We start from the raw sequence: 19,971 nt of genomic DNA, 5'->3' as shown, positions 1-19,971 counted from the left end.
GGAGTTAGGAGAGGCGGATGTCTCGAAACAAACGCAGGGCTGCGAGGCGGGGTAGATTGGCGAGCTTGGGGCTGCTGCTGTGGCTGGGGATGCTGGCTCCCGCCTGGGCAGAGGCGCGTCTGGAGAAAATTCAGCAGACGGGTGTGCTGAGGGCGGGGGTTCGCACGGATGCTGCACCGTTTGGCACGCTGGATGAGTCGGGCGAACCGATGGGATATCCGGTTGACCTGCTGCGGCGAATGCAGGCAGATTTGTCTCGCAGCCTGGGGCGGACGATTCAACTGGAACTGGTGCCTACGACGGCAGCAGAGCAGTTTGCCCAGGTTAGCCAGGGCGCATTGGACATAGCCTGTGGCACAAGCAGCATTACCCTCAGCCGCGAGTCGCTGGTGGATTTTTCGGTGGGCTATTTTGTCACGGGGACGCAGTTTTTGCTGGCGCGGGGGGCAGGGGGCTTTCGGGCAATCGGCTGCGAGTTGGCGGCGTATCGGGCACAACTAACGCAGAGTTAATTCGCAGGCGGCTGCCGCTGGCGCGAATTGTGCCCGTGGGCGATCGCGCTGAGGGGCTGTCTTTGCTGCAACAGGGACGGATTGATGCGCTGGCTAGCGACGGCATCTTGCTGGAGGGCTTGCGGCGATCGCTACCCGATGCCGATGCTTACGAAGTCATTCCGCCGCAACCCTTTAGCCGAGAGGTCTATGGCTGTCTGCTGCCCAAACAAGATCTGCCGTTTCGCGCCCAGGTCAATCAAAGCCTAACCCGCTTTATGGAAGGCGTGCTATCTGGAGAAACAGCAGCAACGCAGTTGTTTGAGCGCTGGTTTGGGCCGCAGGGAATCGTTCCGTGGGACACTTTGGACACCGTCGCCCACTTTCAGCAGGTGGTTGAGCAGGGCCGGACTATCGGGCCCAGTAGATTAAGTATTTTTCAGCCGCCGCAAAGAAGCCGTAGAGTGCAGTCCCCATAATCGCTAGCACCATCAGGCCAGCGAACCCCAGCGGCACGTCGAAGTTGGAACTAGCAGTAACGATGAGGTAGCCGATGCCCTTGTTGGAGGCGACGGTTTCCGAAATCACTGCACCCACAAACGCCAGCGAAATCGCCACCTTCAGCGATGCAAAAATGTAGGGCATGACGTGGGGAAATCCAATTTTTTGAAAGATCTCGAACTGGGATGCGCCGAGCGATCGCATCACGTCTTTCATCTCCGGTTCCACCGTGTCCAGTCCCAGCGCCACATTTACTGCAATTGGGAAGAACGCTAGCAGGAACGCTGTAAGAATCGCTGGAATCGTGCCAATGCCAAACCACAGAGCAAATAGCGGCACTAGTGCCACCTTGGGAATGGTATTGAATCCGACCAGCAGCGGATATAGCACAATGTACGCTATCCGCGAATAGCCAATCACAAAACCGAGGATAATACCTGCCACAATTGCCAGTAAAAATCCTGCCAGGGTTGTGAACAGCGTTTGCATCGAATTTTCCCATAAAGCTGAACTACGGGCGATCGCCGATTGCAAAATCGCAGACGGTGCGGGCAGATTGTAGCTAGGAATGTTGAGCAACCGCACAATCAGCTCCCAAAGCACAAACAGCAGCACCGTCGCTATCACCGGAAACAGGACGCTGGCGGATTTTGTGCGAGAGAATTTTTCAAGGCGATCGAGCGTATTCATGATAGCCAGAAGAATGGTAAAAGCAAAAGTCGCGGATGCAAAGCGGAATATAAGCGGAATAATAAAAATCAACGCTGTGCTAGTTGCGATGGATATGGCGGCGCAGGCCAGCCACAATATGGTTGAAGTCATCCGACAGCATCATGTCTGATGTAGTGGGGCGCGGCAGAGACACGTCCACCTTGTAGATAATCGAGCTAGGTCGTGGCCCCATGACATACACCGTATCAGACAAAAACACTGCTTCTCGCAGGTCGTGGGTAATCAAAATGCAGGTGCAGCGATTGTGCATCCATAGCTCTTGCAGCATTACCCACATCTCTTCACGAGTAAAGGCATCCAGCGCCCCAAACGGCTCATCCAGCAGCAATATTTCGGGCTTATGAATCAGCGCCCGACATAGCGAAGCCCGCTGGCGCATTCCGCCCGACAACTGCCAGGGATACTGCTTTGCAAAGTCCTTCAGCCCCACCGTAGCCAGTAGTTCTTCGGCAGCACGGGCATGAATCGCCTTACGGCTAGGATTGCGAATTTCTTGCTTATACGGCTCCACGACTTCCAGCGGCAGCATGACGTTTGCCAGCGTATTTCGCCAGGGCATTAGCACTGGGTTTTGAAAGGCAATGCCAACGTTTTTCAGCGGTTGGGTAATCTTTTTTCCGCGAAATCGGATTTCTCCCAGGGGCGCAGGCGACAGACCCGACACCATCCGCAGAATCGACGTTTTGCCGCAACCGCTCGGCCCAACAAACGACACGAATTCGCCCTCGGCAATGTTCAGCGAAATCTCGTCAATAATGCGTCGCGGACTGCCATCGACCTGGTATTCTAGACCAATGCGGTCGAACTCTAAGATGACAGGCTTATCAGTTTTTGCAGCACTGTCGATTGCTTCGGATTGAACCATGATGAGAAAACCCTTGACCTATTCAAGATGCCCTCCATTTGGATAGCTAAGCAGGAGAGGATTCTGTAGTTTTTGACACAAAACCTGGTCATAAAGGCAAAGAGTTTTTAAGGCAGCGATTTTGACAAGGTTCTTAATAAATTTCAAAAGTTGGCGATCGCAATTTTGTAGTCTGAGTCACGTTTCATCGATGCAGATGTGTATACAGTACACTCTACACTACTCCGCTGAACCAGCTAGATTCAGCGTTTTTCAGATGCTCTGAGGTCCACAACTTATAGCATTGCCTGGTGCAAGTTAATGCTCAAAGCGCACTATGAAACTTAATTGGCTGTCTCGATTTCTCTCCATTGCTTTGGTTGCTTCCCCCATGCTGCTGAGCAGTTGCCAAACGCCCACTCCAGAGGCGACTGCTCCAGAGGCATCGCCAGCGGCAACGACGGCTTCTTCCCCAACGGCTCCGTCCGAACTGCGGACGATCAAGGTCAACCCCTCCTGGGCTGCTACAAGGAGACAATGCGCCGATTACGCTGGCCAGCGAGAGGGGCTACTTTGCAGAGGAAGGGGTTGAACGTGATGATTGAGCGGGGCTATGGCTCTGCGAAGACCATCACCGATGTTGCAGCAGGGACGGTGGAGATTGGTTTTGGCGATATGTACTCGATGATCGAGTTCAACGCGAAGAACCCGAATGATCCGGTGGTGGCGGTGGCGGTGCCCTATAACCGTTCTCCGTTTGCGATCGCCACATTGTCTGCCAACGGCATCGCTGATCCCAAAGCCCTCCAGGGCAAGAAACTGGGCGCACCCGCCGGAGATGCGCCGCGTAAGCTGTGGCCGGTCTTTGCAGAGCAGGTGGGTATTCCTGCCGATTCGGTGGAATGGATCACCATGGAGCCGAAGCTGCGGGAAACGTTTCTGGTTAAGGGCGATGTCGATGCTGTCAGCGGATTTTCAACCAGCATCCTGCCTGCGCTCTCCAAAGCAGGCAAGCAGGAGTCTGACTTGACGATGTTCTACTATAACGACTTTGGGCTGGATCTCTACGGCAATGCCATCGTGGTCAAAAAGTCTTTTCTGGAGCAGAACCCCGACGTGGTGCGGGGCTTCTTGCGGGCCTATTTCCGGGGAATGCAGGACGTGATCAAAGATCCGGCTGCGGGGCTGGCATCGGTGATGAAGGCGGGCGATTCCCTAATGGAAGAGGCCTCGGAAAAGCAGCGGTTGAAGATTGCCCTGGAGCGGCTGTGGGTTACTCCGGAGACTGAGGCGAATGGTCTGGGCGGCATTGAGCCATCCCGCTTTGAGAAAACAATCGCCCAAGTTGCCGAGGTCTTTGAGGTCACGCCGCCGCCGATTAGCGACGTGTTTGACGATAGCTTCCTGCCGCCTGCGTCGGAGCGGGGCTTGCCTCCTGCGGGCGATCGCCAACCGCTGAACTAGGGCAGTGTCGTGGTTTAGTTTTAGGGTGATGCCTTGGCTCGTAGTAAGCGCTTCAGCGCTAAGCACATCTTCACCGGGGCGAAAGTCAATCAGCGTGTGATGCCTTGGCTCGTAGTAAGCGCTTCAGCGCTAAAGCGCTTGCTACCAACCTCAGTTCTAGCTGTGACACAGCACTAGGCCAGTTGGCTCAGCGCCTCTGCTTTGCTGGATGTTTCGTTTCTAGATTTGATGTCTCCTAGAGATTGCGGGGGATGAGAGCAATGCTTTCATCCCTTTTTTGTGACTTGTCTCCATTCTCCGAAGTAGAGTTACGAATAAAACTGCTGGAAACTCCGCAGACGCTTGACGAAGCATCCCAAATCCAAAATCTAAAATCCAAAATCCAAAATCCAAAATCGAAGAATCGCGACTATCGGGCGGTCAGCACAGGAGACTGCACAGCCGTTTCCAACAGCCCCTCAATACCAGAGACGACGTAAATCGGTGTTTTCAGCCGTTTTTCCAGATCTGCCACTGTCGTATCGTCCAAAAACCGCGTGTCGCTATGTTTCAGCATCAGCGACGGCAGCAGCACGCCATCTCCCAGATCTCGCCCGGCCAGCGCCAAGGCCAGATCGTGTCCCGTTAGTAGCCCCGTCACCGTGATTGCCTGCCCCCAATAGTCGCTTCGCAGCGCCACCATCTCCACGGTCAGTCCATCTACCTCGTTTAACCGCTTCAAAATCGGCTGAAAGGCTCGCTCAACGGCATTGCCCACCACCCACACCCAGCGGCGCGGCGGACTCATAGATTCGGGCAACCTACGGGCGGCTGTTTTGAACTGCTTCAGGAATTGACGAATCGACCCCACGCCGTTGCCAATCTGCGGATAGTCTTCGTAGTGGGATTCGGGCGGCAGGTCTTGTCCTGCAATTAGAAACCACTCATCTGCCAGCCACACGACGTTAGAGCCAAATTTAGCGCGAAACTCTGTCTGGAGCGCCTGCACTTGAGCGATCGCCCGGCGGGCATGTTCGGGTGTGACGGGAATTAGCTCGTCATCTGCTGGGCGAAAGCGGGTGAGACCGACGGGGACGACCGCAGCAGAGGCAACTGCGGGAATATCGCCCGTGTGGAACGAAGCCAGATCTCGCAGCGTCTGCTCCAGATGCACGCCGTCGTTGATGCCCGGACACACCACAACCTGAGCGTGAATTTGCAGCCGATTTTTCTGGAACCAGCGCAGTTGGTCGAGAATTTGACCCGCTCGGTGATTTTTTAGCAGGCGAACGCGAACTTCTGGCTCCGTCGCATGAACCGACACATAGAGCGGCGACAGGCGCAGTTGGGCGATGCGATCCCACTCGCGCTGGGGCAGGTTAGTCAGCGTCAGGTAGCTGCCGTAGAGAAAGCTGAGGCGATAGTCATCGTCTTTGAGGTAGAGCGTTTGCCGCATTCCAGGCGGCTGCTGGTCGATAAAACAGAAGGGACAGCGGTTGTTGCACTGGATGAGGCCGTCAAACAGTGCCGACTCAAACTCCAGCCCCAGGTCTTCGTCGTAGTCTTTCTCAATCTCAATCTGGTGCGTCTTGCCCGCAGCGTCCAGCACTTCTAGCTCCAGCACCTCATCGGCGCAGAGGAACTGGTAGTCGATCAGGTCGCGGGGAGCCTGTCCGTTGATCGACACAAGGCGATCGCCCCGCTCAAACCCAATCTCTGCGGCGATCGAGTCGGGCAGCACGCGGGTAATCAGGGCAGGCTTGATGGCAGCGTCGCTCATGGCAGGTTGAGAGAAGGAAGGGTGGCGTGCAAGGGGGGTTGGCAGATTAACCCCGCTCTTGATCATTCCATGATCCCTTTTATCCCATCATCCCCTGATCGCACCATTCTCTGCCGCTCCCTTTGATTCACGCCCCTATTCTCGAATCAGCCCTGCTACCAGCGAGAGCAAAATCGTGGCCCCAAAGGCGAGGCGATACCAGACGAAGACCCAGGTGCTTTTGCGCTGGAGATAGCGCAGCAGCCAGGCGATTGCCAGATAGGAAAACACAAAGGTGGAAATGATCCCCGCCACCAGCGGCAGCAGCCGATCGACGTTGTCAAAGGCTTTGGTGGACTGATAGAGCGTGGCGATCGCCAGCGTGGGAATACCCAGCAAAAAGGAGAAGCGGGCAGCGGTCTGTCGCTCTAGCCCCAGAAACAGACCCGTCGTCAGGGTGGAGCCAGAGCGAGACACACCGGGCACCAGCGCCAGCGTTTGCCCCAATCCCACCAGCAGCCCGTCCAAAATCGATAAATTATCGAACCCGCGCTTGCGGCTGCCAATTTTCTCGGCCAAGCCCAACAGCAAAGACATCACAATCGACACCACCGCAATCACAAGCGCACTTTCGGGAATGGCATCGCGAAACAGGTAGCCAAACACCAGTGCCGGAATCGTGCCCACAGCGATCCCCACCAGAATCTTCCACTCCTCGCGCTGCCAGTCCTTTTGCTGGAGGGCAGTCCACGCGCCGCCGAGAATCTGGCGAATGTCTTGCCAGAAGTACATCAACACAGCAATCACGCTGCCAAACTGGATTGCGTCTACGAAATACTTTTCGCCTACGGCCGACCAGCCCAAGATTTTTGTAAAAATCAGCAGATGCGCGGTGCTGCTGATGGGCAAAAATTCTGTGATTCCCTGCACCAGCCCCAGCACAATGGCTTGGAAGGTACTGGTCAACAGACCTGGCTCCGCAGCGGCATCTGGAGCAGCAGATTGGGCGATCGCCAGCGGGGGCCAGCCCTGTACAATGCCTGCGACTCCTGCCTGCATCCCTTGAGAAACGCCTGAGACTGTTGCAAAGGGTCCACCCTGTGGGAACACACGCCAGGCTGAAAGCAGAGGCAGGTTAATCAACTCCATGCGCTTAATCTCTAAAACTCCACCACATCTTAGCCGAGTCAAGCGCGATTCCTCGGCTTCCAGTCCCCTTGCTTGGTAAACAGGCTGTAAATCTCAGTAAATCCTTTATAAAGTCCTGGATAGAATCCTGCACAAAGTGCCAGCACTAGGGCCGTGATCGCGAGGGCTAAATCCTGGCTAAACTCAATAATCTGCCTCAACTAACCCTCTGTCTACATCGCTCCAAGGCTTTCCTCAATGTGTTAAATAACGTAAACTAAATGAAAAGCATTAAGAATCGTTGGTATTAAAGTTGGTTTCCATTACACCGCGCGATCGCTCTCTTTACCTCGCCGAGTCCATTGTTGAATCTACTGCCGACTCAGCCGCTGAATCAGCGATTCTGCCGGTTCGTTTGCCGTTCGTGCCTTCGGGTCTGCCTGCTGCCCTCCCCGGCGATCTTGCCGCAGAACCTCAAGCAGCGGAGCGTCAAGCCGACTACACGGCTCATCTCGCAGTTTTTTCGGCATCTATCTTCTTAGTCTCGGTTCCGGTGTTTTTTCAGGCACCGCTGGTGCAGTTATTTCCCTGGCTGAGCCTGGGGATGACACTGCTCTGGGTTGGACTGGGGCGATCGCTCTTGCGCCAGCCGACCACAAAACTTTGGGGTGACTTGCTGATTGGCTTTGCCTGGACCTGGCTTGCCGGTTCAATTTATTGGGGCTGGCTGCGCTGGGAGCCGTTTTACCATCTCCCCGTCGAGGCGCTGGGTCTGCCATTCATCTTGCCTGGCCTCCATAGGGCAAAACATAAAATAGGGCGCTGGTTCTACCTGGGGTCGCTGCTGGGAACCGCAATTACGGATCTGTATTTCTACCTGGTCGATCTGGTTCCCTATTGGCGACAATTAATGCAGTCAGACGCGAGTGCCACCGGAACGGTTCTCCAGGCAGCCCTTCATCAGATGTATACGCCCTGGGGTGGTGGCTTCGCGCTGCTGCTGGTGGGGCTGCTGGTGATGCTGGGGTTCGCGCCTTTACGGTTGCGATCACTCCACGGGTGGAGCTTTGGAGGAGCCATTTTGAGCACTCTTTTGGTAGATGGCTTATTCTGGTTAGCGGCGACTGCTGCCTGACTGAGGATATGATTTGAGTATCCTGGGCTAACTTAGTAGTGTGGCTTTGGTAGCATTACCAGGGTCGCATGGTTGAGTTGCAGGAGTGAGTTAGCCAATTGTCGTTGCAGTCTATGGGCGCAAATGCTGGATGTTGCGAAGTTTCCAGGCAAATGGGTGTCCTCAATTGCAGCGCATCGTTGGCAGAGTGCTGCAAGCCTCTCTTAAGCCTCTTTAAGAGACTTGGGGTTTGTTGACATGGTGCAAACGGGCTAAGACCACTGGCGGTTCTCACTCAGGGTGATTTAGAGCTTCGATGGAGCCTCTACAGAACATCTGCAAGGTTGTTTCTGGAGCGCCTCTGGCTCGGCTGGCCCTTCGCTGACACAGCGTGCCAGACTTACCAGGATGCATCTCTTTGGGAAAGATTTAGCGGTTTCTCATCTTTGTCAGTGACTGCCCAACCCATTCCCCATCTGATATTACGAACCGACGCTGGCAATCGTTACCTCTCACTTACGAACAACAACTGTTGGACGATTGGACGAGGAGACGATAACAATTTTGTGCTGCCCGATCGCTGGATTTCGCGCAACCATGCCATGCTGCAACGCATGGAGACAGGTGAGTTTTACCTGATTGATCTGGGTAGCCGCAACGGCTCGTTTGTCAATGGTCGGCGGGTGAGTGTGCCGGTAACGTTGCATAATGGCGATCGCCTCACTTTTGGGCAGACCGAACTGGAGTTTTACTCTCCCGAACTGTCGCATCTGCACGATTCCTCCGTGGGCGTAGACTCGCAGGAATTTACCGCCACTGCCACCCTCCACGTCCGGCGGCTCATCTCGGTGCTAGTGGTCGATATTCGCGACTTTACAGTGATGACACGCCAGCTTGACGAAAAAATTCTCTCAGAGGTGATCGGCACCTGGTTTCGCTGCGCGGGCGACATCATTCGCGAATACGGAAGCTGGGTCGATAAATATATCGGCGATGCGATCATGGCGGTCTGGATTCACGGGGCGCAGGGCATCACGCCTGACGAAATGGTGCGAATTGCCCGCGCCCTCAGCGCCCTGCACAAAATGACCAGCCGCTTGCACGAGCGCTATCCACTGCCGTTTCCACTGCGGGTGGGTGCGGGGCTAAACACGGGCTATGCGATGGTGGGCAACACGGGCACGGGCGATCGCCCCGACTACACCGCCCTAGGCGACACGGTGAATGCCGCCTTCCGACTGGAATCGTCTACCAAGCAAATTGGTATGGACGTGGCTCTGGGTGAAACGACGTATCAATACCTGGCCGGGGCGATCGCCAACCCCAATTTGTTTAAGCAATACACCGTTAGCCTCAAGGGCTACGACACGCCGACCGTCACCTATGCTGGCTCCTTCACCGATCTGGATACGTTTTTGAAGCTGAGCAGCAAGATCTAGGGCGATACTCCCCCCAAAGTGGTAGTCTCTAATTATGAGGCTGTTAAAGCTGTGTTGTTGAGAGCTATGAAGTAGCTCTCATTGGACTGCTGATTTGGAGAACTTTGGAGAACTGTAGTTGGAAGGGATTCGACTGATGAAGCGACTGGTTGGCGTGTTGATGATTCTGGGTCTAATGCTCACCTCTTGGGGGTGGCTGGGTTCGCCTCAGACGGCGATCGCAGCTTCGCTCAGCCCCCTGTCCTTCAATCCATCGCCTGTGCTGGCAGAACAGCAATTCCGCAATGCGATGGACGACAAGCTGGCGACCGACTTTGGCAAAAAAATTGACTTGAATAACACCAACGTCCGGGCGTTCATGCAGTATCCTGGCATGTACCCGACTCTGGCCCGGATGATTCTCAAGAATGCCCCCTTTGACAGCGTGGAAGACGTGCTGAAAATGCCGGGGCTGACCGAGGCGCAAAAAGAAATTCTGAAGAACAACCTCAGCAACTTTGCGGTTAGCCCGCCACTCGATGCGCTTGTAGAAGGGGGCGATCGCTTTAACAACGGCATTTACCGCTAGGCAGACCGCAGTTGTCCTCGTCGTCTTCTTTTGCTCGCCAGTTTGATGTCTTAGTCGTTGGCGCGGGAGCAGCCGGACTTTACACGTCGCTGTGTTTACCGACCCACTTTCGCGTCGGACTAATTACCAAAGACGAGTTGCTCACCTCGGCTAGTGAATGGGCACAAGGCGGCATTGCTGCGCCAATGGCGGCAGATGACTCGCCAGAACTACACATCGAAGACACGCTGCGGGCAGGCGCAGGGCTGTGCGATCGCCAAGCTGTGACCCTCATGGTGCAACAGGCTCCCGACTGTATTCGGGATCTTTTGACTATGGGGGTTTTGTTTGATCGACATGGAGCCGACCTGGCTATGACGCTGGAGGCGGCCCACTCGCGACGGCGAGTGCTACACGCAGCCGACACCACTGGACGGGCTGTAGTGTCTATCCTGGCGGAACAGGTGATTCAGCGGTCGAACATTCACGTCATGAGCCAGAGCTTTGCGCTTGACCTATGGCTGACGGCGGCGGGCGATCGCTGTCTGGGTATAGTAGCGATAGTAGAGGGGCAAGTCTGTCGGATAGCCGCTGGAGCCGTGGTGCTGGCGACGGGCGGCGGCGGACAGGTCTTTGCCCAAACTACGAATCCAGCCCTCAGCACAGGCGACGGTGTGGCAATGGCCTGGCGGGGCGGGGCAGTGCTGCGTGATTTAGAATTTGTCCAATTTCATCCAACGGCGCTTACAAAGCCCGGTGCGCCACGATTTCTGGTGAGCGAGGCCGTGCGCGGCGAGGGGGCCCACCTGATCGACGACCAGGGACGGCGATTTGCCTTTGACTATCATCCTGAGGGCGAACTGGCCCCGCGAGATGTGGTGAGCCGCGCAATCTTTAACTATCTGCAAACTCATCATCCTGACCCAGCGCATGGATATGTCTGGCTGGATCTGCGCCCCATTCCGTCTGAAACGATTCAGCGGCGCTTTCCCAACATCGTGCAGGTTTGTCGGCAGTGGGGGGTGGATGTATTTCAAGCGCCCGTGCCCGTCGCGCCAGCGGCTCATTACTGGATGGGGGGCGTGCTGACGGATCTCCACAGCCAGACCTCGATTGCGGGGCTGTATGCCGTCGGCGAAACCTCTAGCACGGGTGTACATGGGGCAAATCGGCTGGCTAGCAACTCGCTGCTGGAGTGCCTGGTGTTTGGGGCACAGCTCAAGCATCTGGTGCTGCCCGCAAACGGAATACAGGGGATTGTACCGGAGGCGATCGCCCCCTGCACCCACAGTCCAGGGAACTCGCCGGAGGTGCCTCCGAACAGCGCGATCGCTAATTGGGAGTCTCAGCACTCGACCCTCCAAACCATTCGCCAGAACCTGCCGCTGCTGGTGTGGCAAACAGCAGGCATCTGTCGAGAACAGCAGTCACTGGAAGGGGCGATCGCCCAAATTCAGAAATGGCGGCTCCAGCTTTCCGACTTGCCGCTGAGCCAGTTTCTCAGCCGCTGTTCTCTAGACCTAGAAGCTTCTGTCTCGCTCGAAAACATAGGGCTTACCCCCCCGTCAGGTTAGAGCCTGGGGGAGAAACACGCAATCTCCTGGACGTAGCATACTTACTAGTCAAAAGTGCCGCCTTCCGAACCGAAAGCCGGGGCGGACACTATCGCTCAGACTATCCGCATTCGGACAATGTAGATTGGCAAGCCCACACGCTAATTCAAGCTGAGCGCTGGTGGAAGTCGCCGGTCGGGCCTTAATTGAGTCTTGATGGGACATTCCACAAAGCCGGGCATCAGGCCCTACGTCAAGGACTTGTGCCCACCCTGCACGTCTACCGAGTTCCAGAACCCTGCGAACTCTGGGGGCCCCCTTGCACGGGTGGATCATAGGACGAGTTTTGAGGCTCAATCTGGTTTCGCACCCGATCCAATGGAGAGTTCTGCAACGAAGCCGCAGCACCCGGCGAATTCAGATGAGTGGACGCTAGCAGGCTGACATTGAATAGAGTGCTTAATACGCTGCCATTTGTGTTGCCATGGTGGGCAGCCTGATGGTCTATCGATTGAGCAGCCGCAGAAAAGGTTGCCGTCACGGAAAGCGCAACTGCTAGCAAGACTGGATTTGCAAACTTGGAGGAGCTACCCATAGAACCTAATGACATACAGTAGATTCACCAGTTATACCCGACAGTATAGCCGAATATCCTGATTTTTATAAGTATTTGTGCTGAAATTTTGACTCTGTAGTCGCGGGGCAAGGTTGAGCAAAAGCTTTAGAAAATTAGTAGTTGCAGGGTCTAACCCCTCACCCCCAGATCGGCTGCAAGCCTGGGAATCATTTTATACCAGTATCGATAGATCTGCGTAATGCTACGGATTGGAGTATGTGCTTTGAGCTACGTATCTCTGGCGATCGCCCTTGATGCAGTTGAGAAGGCAACCTAGAAAGAGAGAAAGAGAGCCTGAAACGAATCTCTGCTGGCTGAATCTGAAATTATTACATCCAATGGTATTCAGCGTCACACTCGATCATTCCGGTTCTTCACGAAAACTTAATACCACTTCTTACAACTTTTAACGCCTTCTAGAAACTTTTGATGATACATGTGGCATCCGTTACTTAAATTCCGCCCCTGTATGTCAAGTGGTAGAAATTACTGACCGTCAGTGTTTAACACGGTCTAACACGGTCTAACACGGCAATCTGCATGAGAGACCTATCACAAAGAAGGGAGTATTCTTCCAGCAGGAACACACTAACACGGTCTATAGCAATACGCAGGTTAGTTAGGACGTTCGTAGTAAGGACTTAAGTCCTTACTACGAGCTTCAACAGCAACTATGTCCGTTCTACATGTCCTAACCAACCAGTTAGCTGCTATAACACGTCAATCTGCATGAGAGTGCCGGCAGCCCCGCAGCCGACTGACAGGCAATCTAACCTCGCAAATCCAGAATCAAAAATCGATATCACTCTATCTTCTATGATTTCTGGGAATCGACATCTATCTGCGGATTGACCTTGCGGCTCTGCTTTTGGAGTGAAATCGACGAGATTTGGTAGGCTAAGGCAGTGCGTCTGGGGTAGAGCGATCGCCCGGCAAAGCCCTGCTGTCCGTTGCAGGCAGCGCAGGCGGCGTTTCCTCTGCGGGCAGCGTTAGTACGGGCTCGGATACTGGCAGCGCGGACGGCATGACAGGGATAACGGGCGGTGGGGATGCAGGTAAAGGGGGAGGAGCCGTGCTAGCAGATCGATCAAGCTGGCGCAGCATCTCTTCCTGTTCTTTTAGCCGTAGCTCATGCACCTGCTGTCGCCAGCGATCGGCCTGAGCGCGAGCTTCTTCATGGAGCGATCGCCCCCAGGTAATCTGGTTTGCCTCGTCGATGGCTGCTTCCAGCGATCGCACATCGCCCTGGCGAGCCAACTCAGCTGCACGAGCCAGCCGGGGGCGATCTTCAATCGCTTCAATTTGCCGTCGCCAGGTGTTGATCAAAGACTGGGCCTGGTCATATTGCGGCGTGCCATAAAGTACCTGCTCTGCGGCATCGACTGCGGCCCGCAAATCCTCAACGCGGCCGCCCTGCGCCAGTTCCTGGGCCGTCTTTAACCGTTCTGTGTCTGTCTTGGTTTGCTCGGTTTCCCACTGACGGATCAGATCGTTCAGCCCGCCTCCCTTGTTGGCTGAATTGGGCGATCGCCTTGCGGTTGCTTCACTTTCGCGAGACGATTGCAGCAGCCGCATCAGTGCTTGATACTGAGTCGTTGCCCAATATTGATTGCCCACGGTCAGCAGCATTCGGGCCGCAGACATTGCCGCAAACCAGTTTTCCTGATCGATTTCGGCTTCGACCTCGCTGTAAATTTTCTCAGCCTTTGCCCAAATTGCTTCCCATTCTTTGATTTTTGCCTCAGCTGTCGCATAGGTGGCGACGTGAAACGGAACGCGCTTGGCGATATCGCGGGCCCGATCGAGGGAGCCTGCCTGAAATTCTGCCTCCCCCAGCCGCAGAATCTCCTGAGTCCATTGCTCAATCAGGCGATCGCTCTTGTCGCGCAGCGGGTCATCGGCATCGACCTGATTTATCAACTGAATGGCGCGTCGTAGATCTTCGACCGTCTGTTTATTCGCCAAGATCTCGGCGCAATAGACGCGAGTCGATCCGGAGTTACTGCTCTGAGCAACATTCCAGCAGCGGGGCAGCGCAGGCAGCAGCAGCAACTCCCGTACTGCAATTGAGCCAATCCCGATGGGTATCAGCAGCAAAGCCAGACCCACCAGACCCCAGCCCCAAATTGACTTGGCAGGCAGATTGGCGCTATCTGGTGTTTCAGAAAATACGCCCGATGGAGACAGTTGGGGAACAGAGGGCTGAGGTTCGGACGGAACGGGAGCCATGAGAGGATGGCGCAGCGCCAGACAGCCTAATGAAGGATACTAGCTATTTTAACGGTAAATTTTTGGCCTGATGGTCAACTCAGCAGGCTGAAACATTGAAGTATCAAGGGTTTTCGTGATGACGGTACCGACTATGCATGTGGTTGCCCGGATTGTCGCGCAGGCTGGCTGCGAGGAGGCTTTGCGCTCGGCGCTGCTGGCACTGGTTGAGCAAACTCGGCAAGAGCCGGGATGCATTCGCTATGACCTGTTTCAAAATCCGGCGGACTCGACTGAATTTGTGACGATGGAAGAATGGCAGGATGAAGCGGCGATCGCCACTCACCTGGCAGGGGAGGCGGTGCAGTCGGCGCTGGCGAAGTGTGCCCCACTGCTCGCAAAATCACCTGAAATCATCAGCTACGTCAAAATTTCAGCGTAGATCTGGGTCGGAATTTTGTGGGTTTTCTAGCGCTTGCTTGCGCTCATGCAGTTGCAGCAAAATGTTGGCGTGAACTTCGCGGGTGATGGGATAGAAATAGGCCAGCCCCATGCCCAGCAGCAGCACGATGGCCGGCAGCGGGCCAATCATCACGCGGATAGCGGTGAGGGCTGAATCTGGCTGGATGGGGGTCGCCTCGCCAGCGGTGCTTTCGATAAAGCCGGAGGCATCGAGCGCCAGCCCGACCAAGAAGAGGGCGATCGCCAGCCCCATTTTTTGCAAAAACACCATAAAGCTATAGAACACGCCCTCGCGCCGCTGCCCCGTGTGCAGTTCGTCCAGATCAATCACGTCGGGCACCATCGACCAGGGAATCAGGTAAGCCGTAGACACCCCCATTCCGGCCAAAATGCCCAGGAAATACATCCAGCCCACCTGCCCCGGCTGAAGAAAAAACAGCCCAATTTCTGCAATCACCCACAGCACCATGCCCAGGATGTAGACTGCTTTTTTGCCCACGCGCCGCGAAATTCGCTCCCACACCAGCAGCATTGCCAGCGCTGTTACCTGCACCGCCATCACGACCTGGGTGTAGACCGCATTCGACAGACCCATCCAGTCGCGCACGAAGTAGGGAATGATGGTGACGGTGTTTTGCAGCGCCAGCCACGAGCAGAGATAGATACCAATGACAAACAAAAAGGGGCGATTGGCAAAGGCCACCTTAAGCTGCTGAAGAATGGGCATTTCCTGGATGCTGGTTTCGACTGCGCCGCGAACCTGCTGCCGCCGCGTCACATGGCCGTAAGTGCCAAACACGCACCAGAAAAAGGGCAGCACCGAAATCACTGCACAAATTGCGCCGATCGCCCGATATTGCTGGGCGATGTCGTCGGGAATGGCGTTGAAAATGGCCAGCACGATCACCAGCGACAGAATGCTGCCGCCGATGGAAAAGATAAAGCGAAAACTGTTGAGGCTGGTGCGCTCGTCGTAGTCGTCGGTGAGTTCGGGGGTGAGGGCGGTGTAGGGCAGATTGACGACGGTGTAGAAAGCGTTGAACAGCACGGAAACGGCGATGTAGTAGGCCACGAGCGCCCACAGGTTGGTGGTGGGATCGTCGGAAAAGCGGGGCACAATCCACTGCAAGAAGAAGAAAATGCCGAAGGGGATTGCGCCTGCGACAATCCAGGGGTAGCGGCGGCCCCAGCGGCTCTGAGTGCGATCGCTCAGAATACCTACTATCGGATCATTCACCGCATCCCAGATTTTGCCGACGAGCAGAATACTGCCTGCGATACCCGCTGGAATGCCTGCCACGCTGGTAAAAAAGACCAGCAAAAACACGGCCAGGATATTTGCCGTGATGGCAGTTCCCAGATCCCCAGCCCCATAGGCCAGCTTGGTGCCAAAGCTGAGGGTGTCTTCGGCGGATTTAGGCAGTTTGGATGCAGACTCGCTCATCGGCTCTAAAACCTGAGAAACGGGGAATAAAATTACGCTGAGGGAATTCGCTGGCAGCTTGATTTTAGCCAGCAAATTGTAGGATGCTCATCATCTAGGCCTTATGTGGCGGGCGATCGCCTGTCTGAGGAAGCGGTTCTAGGCAAGCCGTTTTAGTATGCAGGCTGCCATGATGCAACCTTAATCCTAAAGTAAACCTGCCCGTCTGCTCGTTTTCATCCCACTCATCCTCTGATTTTTTCCCATGTCAGATCTCTACGTCTCGTGGCCCGACTATCATCGCCTGATCGAACAGCTTGCCGTTAAGGTTTATGAATCCGACTGGGAGTTTAACCAGATTGTTTGCATTGCGCGGGGCGGTCTGCGAGTTGGCGATCTGCTGTCGCGGGTGTTTGACCTGCCGCTGGCGATTTTGTCTACGGCTTCCTATCATGGGCCAGGCGGGCGATCGCGCGGAGCCATCACCTTCTCTCGCGACCTGGCCATGACCACGCCTAACCTGGGCAGCCACGTTCTGCTGGTCGATGATCTGGTCGATTCGGGGGTCAGCCTTAAGCGCAGCGTCGAATGGCTGAATCACAACTACGGCTTTTATATTGACGAGATGCGGACTGGCGTTCTCTGGTACAAAGCCTGCTCCATTTTCCAGCCGGATTACTACGTGGACTACCTGGAAGACAACCCTTGGATTCATCAGCCCTTTGAGTATTACGAAAACACCACTGCCGAAGAACTGGCCGCAAAGCTGTCTGCTCCGGCCTAGCCTAATCGAGGCTAGGGAGTCACCTGTGAAAGATCTGTGAAAAAGCGCGTCACCCTCACCTTTCCCAAGCGCTCGGTTCACATGCCCGTCACCTATCGGCTGGCAAAGGATTTCAACGTGGCTGCCAACATCATCCGCGCCCAGGTCGCGCCGAATCAAATCGGGACGCTGGTAGTGGAGCTGTCGGGCGATATTGATCAGCTGGATGCAGCGCTGGACTGGCTGCGATCGCAGGATATTGGCATTTCCACCGCCAGCCGCGAAATCCTGATTGATGAAGACCTGTGCGTCCACTGCGGCCTCTGCACGGGGGTCTGCCCAACGGAAGCGCTGAGCCTCGACCCACAGACCTTCCGGCTCAATTTCGGGCGATCGCGCTGCATTGTTTGTGAACAGTGCATCCCTGCCTGCCCGGTGCAGGCAATCTCCACTAATCTGTAGGTAACCTGTAGAAACGTGGTTCAGCGTTTTACCCCATCGCTCATGCTCTGGGTTTCTCTACCGCTGCTGTTGGCAGCTTACACTAGCTTTAGCTGGTTCCTCTATCACAACACCGAAAACTGGGTCGCTTGGGCGCTGGCGATGATCTTTGCACTTGGGCAGGCACTCTTGCTTACAACTTGGTCACGGGGACTGCGGCGCTTCATCAGAAATTGGCTCCGGTCCAGCCTGGGCTATTTTTCGCTGGTGCTGCTGGGGGCAATGTCGATCGCCGTCATCCTCGTCTGGTATCACGTCTTTGAATACATCCTGGTGGTAGTTGCGGCGGAGATTCTGGCACGGCTCGATTTGCAGCAGGCCAAGCTAGGCCGCTGGCAGTCCCTCGGCGTGCTGACTGCGATTTCGGTCATTGGCTTGTCGATTGGGTGGACGGCTGAAACGACGCTGCCTGCTCCCGCAAACCGACTGCTCCAGGTCTGGCCGTTGGGGAGATAACTGCCCCCGCCAGTTCGACTACAGCATCGGAATCGCTGCGCCAGTCTCAGGTGCAAATCCCTCTGTAAATCCCTTAGAAATAAACAGCAGCCCCGACGAACCCGACGAAGCTGCTGAGCGCATGAGGAGTGAACACTCTTAATCTAAGCTGGGAAACGCTCTCCCAGAGCGACGTTACGGTTTTTGATACGTGGTGGCGCGGCGCATCAAATGCTGGGGGTTGCCCCCAGACGGATTCTTTTCCCAATGGGATGGTTGATGATAGAGATGGGAGCTTGTAAGGCGGGCAAGTTGCTAGATGTTCTGCGCCAAATTCCCCAATCTCCAATCCCCAATCCTCATGACCCTACCGACGATTGAATTTTTTGAAGGCATTCCCGAAGACCTGAGCGGCGTGAGCCTGAGGCGCGATCGCGCGACGGGCGCTCAGTTTGTCGTCATGACCTTCGAGCAGCTTAAGTCCATTGAGCGGTTTCAGAGCTTTACCAGTCGCTTTAACAAAGCCCTGCGCCTGACAGACGAAGAAGGCCGCATCGAGATCGAACCCGACAGCGTGAAGTTTATCTTTGGCGGCGACGAAGGTGACGAGCTAAAGCGGGTGGAATGCCGCTTTGAGCTAATCCGCGAGGAACATTGGGCGCGGTTTATGCGATTTATGAATCGCTATGCCGAGGCGAACGGCATGGAATATCAGGGCAAAGGTGAAGGATAATGGCGCAGCAGCGTAGTTCAGCGCATCTCGGCGCAGTTTGGCATAGTTTGGCGCAGTTCAACGCAATTTCGTTGCAGTTCGGCAGAGGTTCAGAGAGCTAACTCACCTGCTTGGCTTGCAGACCCACCAAGTCCGCAGGTTTCACCACGCCATATTCGGTGATGATGCCCGTAATTAGCTCCGCAGGCGTGACATCAAACGAGGGATTGTAATAGTCCAAGCCTTCCGGCGCGATCACCGTTTCGCCGATTTGATAGACCTCAACTGGATCACGCTCCTCGATGGGGATTTTGCTGCCGTCGCTGAGGCTGAAGTCCACTGTGGAGAGTGGCGCAGCGACGTAGAAGGGAATATTGTGGGCGCGGGACACCAGCGCCAGACTGTAGGTGCCGATTTTGTTGGCGGTGTCGCCATTGGCGGTGATGCGGTCTGCGCCTACCACGACGGCATCCACTAGTCCGCGCTGCATACAGTGGGCGGCCATACTGTCGGTGATCAGCGTAGTGGGGATACCTTCCTGCACGCATTCCCAGGCAGTGAGGCGGGCCCCTTGCAGGCGGGGGCGCGTTTCGTCGGCATAGAGCCGCTCCAGCCGATCTTCTCGCCACACGGAGCGCACAACCCCCAGGGCCGTGCCGTAACCTGCGGTGGCCAGGGCCCCGGCGTTGCAGTGGGTCAGCAGGCGCAGCTTGTGGGGCGTGGTGGGCAGCGCGGCCAGCCCGTGGTCGCCGATCGCCCGACAGGTTGTCAGGTCTTCGGTCTGAATCGCCTGCGCCGTTTGCAGTAGCGCCGTTTTGAGATAGTCCACCGGGCCGATGGTCTGCCGTGCCACCTTCAGCATCCGCTCTGTGGCCCAAAACAGGTTAACGGCGGTGGGCCGGGTAGCCCGCAGCTTCATGGCCACAGATTCCAGCTCGCGCAAAAATTGATCGCGATCGCCCGTCTCGATTTCTCTGGCTCCCAGATACATCCCGTAGGCAGCCGCCACGCCGATCGCGGGGGCCCCGCGCACGATCATGGTTTTAATGGCGATCGCCATGTCGTCGCAGCGACTGATCTGCACCAGGTCATATTCGGTCGGCAGTCGGTTTTGGTCAATTAGCCAAACATGGTCGTCTTGCCAAATCACAGGATAGACCTGCGAGGTTGGGAGGTTCATAAGACAAGGGAGGGGGGTAGAGGTCTAGCTTTGTCCTAAATTAACCCCCCAGTGGGTCGAAACGCCAGAGGCCAAACCGTCTGGGCGTAGCCCGCAGAGTTCAGGAAAATTTTCCAAAAC

21 protein-coding genes are annotated in these 19,971 nt (G+C 55.6%); 13 read left to right on the top strand and 8 right to left on the bottom strand.

Features of this window, described 5'->3' with window-relative positions; genetic code table 11:
- Window positions 1-17 precede the first annotated feature (17 nt).
- Window positions 18-512, top strand: a complete 495-nt coding sequence (locus tag O77CONTIG1_RS26725) for a transporter substrate-binding domain-containing protein (protein WP_084782354.1) — start codon at window positions 18-20, stop codon at window positions 510-512.
- Between the two features lie 29 nt (window positions 513-541).
- Window positions 542-970, top strand: a complete 429-nt coding sequence (locus tag O77CONTIG1_RS26720) for a transporter substrate-binding domain-containing protein (RefSeq protein ID WP_172799648.1) — start codon at window positions 542-544, stop codon at window positions 968-970.
- Here O77CONTIG1_RS26720 and O77CONTIG1_RS07780 read toward each other — a convergent pair.
- The 3 genes from O77CONTIG1_RS07780 to O77CONTIG1_RS24295 form a co-directional block, all read right to left on the bottom strand.
- Window positions 903-1,682 carry an ABC transporter permease gene (locus O77CONTIG1_RS07780; RefSeq protein ID WP_068509478.1) on the bottom strand — a complete coding sequence of 260 codons (780 nt, stop codon included), beginning with the start codon at window positions 1,680-1,682 and terminating at the stop codon, window positions 903-905. The two genes, O77CONTIG1_RS26720 and O77CONTIG1_RS07780, sit on opposite strands and share 68 nt — an antisense overlap.
- 79 nt (window positions 1,683-1,761) lie before the next feature.
- On the bottom strand, window positions 1,762-2,589 hold the full coding sequence (locus tag O77CONTIG1_RS07775) for an ABC transporter ATP-binding protein (protein ID WP_068509476.1): 828 nt from the start codon (window positions 2,587-2,589) through the stop codon (window positions 1,762-1,764).
- A 297-nt stretch (window positions 2,590-2,886) separates the two neighbouring features.
- Complete coding sequence (locus tag O77CONTIG1_RS24295) at window positions 2,887-3,078, bottom strand: hypothetical protein (protein WP_225894714.1); 192 nt, start codon at window positions 3,076-3,078, stop codon at window positions 2,887-2,889.
- Window positions 3,079-3,141: 63 nt separating this feature from the next.
- Here O77CONTIG1_RS24295 and O77CONTIG1_RS07770 point away from each other — a divergent pair, with 63 nt between their 5' ends.
- The gene (locus O77CONTIG1_RS07770; protein WP_172799647.1) at window positions 3,142-4,032 is read left to right on the top strand and encodes an ABC transporter substrate-binding protein; all 891 of its coding nucleotides are present in this window, start codon (window positions 3,142-3,144) and stop codon (window positions 4,030-4,032) included.
- 409 nt (window positions 4,033-4,441) lie between these two features.
- On the opposite strand, the gene O77CONTIG1_RS07765 is transcribed toward O77CONTIG1_RS07770, so the two are convergent.
- Complete coding sequence (locus O77CONTIG1_RS07765; protein ID WP_068509474.1) at window positions 4,442-5,791, bottom strand: TIGR03279 family radical SAM protein; 1,350 nt, start codon at window positions 5,789-5,791, stop codon at window positions 4,442-4,444.
- A gap of 135 nt (window positions 5,792-5,926) precedes the next feature.
- A complete protein-coding gene (locus O77CONTIG1_RS07760; protein ID WP_084782347.1) occupies window positions 5,927-6,829 on the bottom strand; it encodes an undecaprenyl-diphosphate phosphatase in 903 nt (300 codons plus the stop codon).
- A 370-nt stretch (window positions 6,830-7,199) separates the two neighbouring features.
- On the opposite strand from O77CONTIG1_RS07760, the gene O77CONTIG1_RS07755 reads away from it, so the two are divergent.
- From O77CONTIG1_RS07755 to O77CONTIG1_RS27805, 5 genes are all read left to right on the top strand, one after another.
- A complete protein-coding gene (locus O77CONTIG1_RS07755; RefSeq protein WP_225894713.1) occupies window positions 7,200-8,033 on the top strand; it encodes a DUF3120 domain-containing protein in 834 nt (277 codons plus the stop codon).
- Between the two features lie 431 nt (window positions 8,034-8,464).
- Window positions 8,465-9,451, top strand: a complete 987-nt coding sequence (locus O77CONTIG1_RS07750) for an adenylate/guanylate cyclase domain-containing protein (RefSeq protein WP_068509472.1) — start codon at window positions 8,465-8,467, stop codon at window positions 9,449-9,451.
- A gap of 136 nt (window positions 9,452-9,587) precedes the next feature.
- Window positions 9,588-10,019 carry a photosystem II complex extrinsic protein PsbU gene (gene psbU / locus O77CONTIG1_RS07745; RefSeq protein WP_068516217.1) on the top strand — a complete coding sequence of 144 codons (432 nt, stop codon included), beginning with the start codon at window positions 9,588-9,590 and terminating at the stop codon, window positions 10,017-10,019.
- 11 nt (window positions 10,020-10,030) lie between these two features.
- A complete protein-coding gene (nadB, locus tag O77CONTIG1_RS07740; protein ID WP_286132605.1) occupies window positions 10,031-11,572 on the top strand; it encodes an L-aspartate oxidase in 1,542 nt (513 codons plus the stop codon).
- Window positions 11,458-11,757 (top strand): hypothetical protein, encoded by a 300-nt coding sequence (locus O77CONTIG1_RS27805; RefSeq protein ID WP_286132604.1) that lies wholly within the window; start codon window positions 11,458-11,460, stop codon window positions 11,755-11,757. Before nadB ends, O77CONTIG1_RS27805 begins: the two co-directional genes overlap by 115 nt.
- A 1,307-nt stretch (window positions 11,758-13,064) precedes the next feature.
- Here O77CONTIG1_RS27805 and O77CONTIG1_RS07735 read toward each other — a convergent pair.
- Window positions 13,065-14,396: a hypothetical protein gene (locus O77CONTIG1_RS07735; RefSeq protein ID WP_068509470.1), complete on the bottom strand. Its 1,332-nt coding sequence runs from the start codon at window positions 14,394-14,396 to the stop codon at window positions 13,065-13,067.
- A gap of 118 nt (window positions 14,397-14,514) precedes the next feature.
- Here O77CONTIG1_RS07735 and O77CONTIG1_RS07730 point away from each other — a divergent pair, with 118 nt between their 5' ends.
- Window positions 14,515-14,817: a putative quinol monooxygenase gene (locus O77CONTIG1_RS07730; protein ID WP_084782344.1), complete on the top strand. Its 303-nt coding sequence runs from the start codon at window positions 14,515-14,517 to the stop codon at window positions 14,815-14,817.
- Here the strand turns inward: O77CONTIG1_RS07730 and O77CONTIG1_RS07725 are convergent.
- The gene (locus tag O77CONTIG1_RS07725) at window positions 14,809-16,281 is read right to left on the bottom strand and encodes an MFS transporter (RefSeq protein ID WP_068509466.1); all 1,473 of its coding nucleotides are present in this window, start codon (window positions 16,279-16,281) and stop codon (window positions 14,809-14,811) included. The genes O77CONTIG1_RS07730 and O77CONTIG1_RS07725 overlap by 9 nt on opposite strands.
- 244 nt (window positions 16,282-16,525) lie before the next feature.
- Between O77CONTIG1_RS07725 and O77CONTIG1_RS07720 the strand changes: the two genes are divergently transcribed.
- From O77CONTIG1_RS07720 to psb28, 4 genes are all read left to right on the top strand, one after another.
- Window positions 16,526-17,044, top strand: a complete 519-nt coding sequence (locus tag O77CONTIG1_RS07720) for a phosphoribosyltransferase (protein WP_068509464.1) — start codon at window positions 16,526-16,528, stop codon at window positions 17,042-17,044.
- 36 nt (window positions 17,045-17,080) lie between these two features.
- Window positions 17,081-17,485, top strand: a complete 405-nt coding sequence (locus O77CONTIG1_RS07715) for an NIL domain-containing protein (RefSeq protein WP_068509462.1) — start codon at window positions 17,081-17,083, stop codon at window positions 17,483-17,485.
- Window positions 17,486-17,527: 42 nt separating this feature from the next.
- Window positions 17,528-17,980, top strand: coding sequence for a hypothetical protein (locus O77CONTIG1_RS07710; protein WP_068509460.1), 453 nt, complete (start codon window positions 17,528-17,530; stop codon window positions 17,978-17,980).
- Window positions 17,981-18,320: 340 nt separating this feature from the next.
- Complete coding sequence (gene psb28 / locus O77CONTIG1_RS07705; protein ID WP_068509458.1) at window positions 18,321-18,692, top strand: photosystem II reaction center protein Psb28; 372 nt, start codon at window positions 18,321-18,323, stop codon at window positions 18,690-18,692.
- 97 nt (window positions 18,693-18,789) lie between these two features.
- Here psb28 and mtnA read toward each other — a convergent pair whose 3' ends face one another.
- A complete protein-coding gene (gene mtnA / locus O77CONTIG1_RS07700; RefSeq protein WP_068509457.1) occupies window positions 18,790-19,851 on the bottom strand; it encodes an S-methyl-5-thioribose-1-phosphate isomerase in 1,062 nt (353 codons plus the stop codon).
- Window positions 19,852-19,971 lie beyond the last annotated feature (120 nt).

The sequence above is a fragment of the Leptolyngbya sp. O-77 genome (assembly GCF_001548395.1).
Classification (GTDB): Bacteria; Cyanobacteriota; Cyanobacteriia; order Elainellales; family Elainellaceae; genus Thermoleptolyngbya.
The sequence above is the reverse complement of the archived record's forward strand: the minus strand, read 5'-3'. Positions and strand labels throughout refer to the sequence as shown.

What these genes read in the sequence shown, in the direction of transcription:
- O77CONTIG1_RS26725 (WP_084782354.1), top strand. Translation starts at nt 18, where the DNA reads ATGTCTCGAAACAAACGCAGGGCTGCGAGGCGGGGTAGATTGGCGAGC.
- O77CONTIG1_RS07780 (WP_068509478.1), bottom strand. Translation starts at nt 1,682, where the DNA reads ATGAATACGCTCGATCGCCTTGAAAAATTCTCTCGCACAAAATCCGCC.
- O77CONTIG1_RS07775 (WP_068509476.1), bottom strand. Translation starts at nt 2,589, where the DNA reads ATGGTTCAATCCGAAGCAATCGACAGTGCTGCAAAAACTGATAAGCCT.
- O77CONTIG1_RS07765 (WP_068509474.1), bottom strand. Translation starts at nt 5,791, where the DNA reads ATGAGCGACGCTGCCATCAAGCCTGCCCTGATTACCCGCGTGCTGCCC.
- O77CONTIG1_RS07760 (WP_084782347.1), bottom strand. Translation starts at nt 6,829, where the DNA reads ATGCAGGCAGGAGTCGCAGGCATTGTACAGGGCTGGCCCCCGCTGGCG.
- psbU (WP_068516217.1), top strand. Translation starts at nt 9,588, where the DNA reads ATGAAGCGACTGGTTGGCGTGTTGATGATTCTGGGTCTAATGCTCACC.
- O77CONTIG1_RS27805 (WP_286132604.1), top strand. Translation starts at nt 11,458, where the DNA reads ATGGCGGCTCCAGCTTTCCGACTTGCCGCTGAGCCAGTTTCTCAGCCG.
- O77CONTIG1_RS07735 (WP_068509470.1), bottom strand. Translation starts at nt 14,396, where the DNA reads ATGGCTCCCGTTCCGTCCGAACCTCAGCCCTCTGTTCCCCAACTGTCT.
- O77CONTIG1_RS07730 (WP_084782344.1), top strand. Translation starts at nt 14,515, where the DNA reads ATGACGGTACCGACTATGCATGTGGTTGCCCGGATTGTCGCGCAGGCT.
- O77CONTIG1_RS07725 (WP_068509466.1), bottom strand. Translation starts at nt 16,281, where the DNA reads ATGAGCGAGTCTGCATCCAAACTGCCTAAATCCGCCGAAGACACCCTC.
- O77CONTIG1_RS07720 (WP_068509464.1), top strand. Translation starts at nt 16,526, where the DNA reads ATGTCAGATCTCTACGTCTCGTGGCCCGACTATCATCGCCTGATCGAA.
- O77CONTIG1_RS07710 (WP_068509460.1), top strand. Translation starts at nt 17,528, where the DNA reads ATGCTCTGGGTTTCTCTACCGCTGCTGTTGGCAGCTTACACTAGCTTT.
- psb28 (WP_068509458.1), top strand. Translation starts at nt 18,321, where the DNA reads ATGACCCTACCGACGATTGAATTTTTTGAAGGCATTCCCGAAGACCTG.
- mtnA (WP_068509457.1), bottom strand. Translation starts at nt 19,851, where the DNA reads ATGAACCTCCCAACCTCGCAGGTCTATCCTGTGATTTGGCAAGACGAC.